This is a genomic window from Moorena sp. SIO3I8, assembly GCF_010692325.1.
GTDB lineage: Bacteria > Cyanobacteriota > Cyanobacteriia > Cyanobacteriales > Coleofasciculaceae > Moorena.
In genome coordinates this window covers 1-1,196 of sequence record NZ_JAAHHW010000440.1, presented here as the reverse complement: position 1 = coordinate 1,196, position 1,196 = coordinate 1, and the positions used below count along the sequence as shown (strand labels likewise).

Below are 1,196 nucleotides of genomic sequence, written 5' to 3'. Positions count from 1 at the left end.
GGGGGAATCACTGCTATTTTCCCCTGTCTTTCAAGGCGCTGTAGGACTCGTTGATCGGCATCGTAGGCAATGCCTGCAATTAAGGGATCTGTAGACAAGTTATGCAGTAACACATCCGCACCATCAAAGTCACAGGCTTGTCCCGGACTCAGGCAAAAACTAATCGAGTTACCCAAAGCATCCACGCTTAGCATTAATCTTGGTACTCAATCCACCTTTACGCTCGACCGATGGCTTCAGTTGATCCATCCCCTTTTTAGCCCCAAGAGACGAAACCTTAGATAGTTGAGCCTTATTACAAAAGACTTGAACCTTTTACGCATAACCTACTAACTATAAAGGCTCAACTATCTTACGGTAACTTCAAAGCACTGTGCTGGTGAGCACGCACTATCGTCGAGTCAATCAAGCGCGTATTCGTTGTCTGGATCGTCGGCTAAAGCCTCAAACACCTGTTGCCACACCCCGCGCTTTGCCCATCGGCGTTCATCGGGTATGAACTATCTCGTTTATCACCAAATCTTTCCGGGTTTATCCCGCCACGGAATCCCAGCTCGATAGCGGTACAATACTGCCTCGAGAAACAATCGATTATATGCACGCCGTTACTCCTACCGTCTCTTTTCGACCTGGTAGTAAGTCGAGAGATGCGTTCCCACTGATCCGAGACGCAAAGCATAGCGGCGCGTCATGATAGCACGGCTCCTGATTGACTCAACTCTCTACATTTATCGATTCTAAACTAGATTGATTCCTATTTGATGACACGCCCTAGAAGCAAGGGGCTTGCGCCCTTAGGTTTTTCGGTCAAATTTACCTCCCCTGTCTGGATCAGGGCAGACACCATCCATAAACAGGTTGTCAGGTGGGTCAGATGCGCCCACTCACAGGGTTGACCCATCCAACTCTTCAAGGCATTATAGACTCGGGAGTTTTTTTCACAGCATTTCTATGGTAAGAGTGGTTTCTGTCCGAACGAATGCTGGCTCCCAATCACGCTTTGTCAAGTCTGGCAACTCCTTTCGAGATCAGCAGTTTACCACTTTTTACTTCACTTTTTGTCAGTCAACCAGGCTTGCAGCCTTTGATTCAAGGGATTTTACGCGATATTTACATAAATTTACAATGTAAAAAGGCTTTGTTGCATAAAGAGTATGAGTTAGCTGCAATAATATGTGAGAGAGAAAAATTTTGCA

At 46.2% G+C, this 1,196-nt stretch carries 1 protein-coding gene and 2 pseudogenes; 1 reads left to right on the top strand and 2 read right to left on the bottom strand.

Annotated features, from left to right (window positions below):
* Both F6K51_RS37735 and F6K51_RS37730 read right to left on the bottom strand, forming a co-directional pair.
* Window positions 1-194 (bottom strand): annotated as a pseudogene (locus F6K51_RS37735) (IS5/IS1182 family transposase); the annotation flags it as partial.
* Between the two features lie 173 nt (window positions 195-367).
* Window positions 368-692, bottom strand: a pseudogene (locus F6K51_RS37730) (transposase); the annotation flags it as partial.
* A 287-nt stretch (window positions 693-979) separates the two neighbouring features.
* On the opposite strand from F6K51_RS37730, the gene F6K51_RS37725 reads away from it, so the two are divergent.
* A partial coding sequence (locus F6K51_RS37725; protein WP_293031411.1) for a hypothetical protein occupies window positions 980-1,196 on the top strand: 217 nt, incomplete at its 3' end.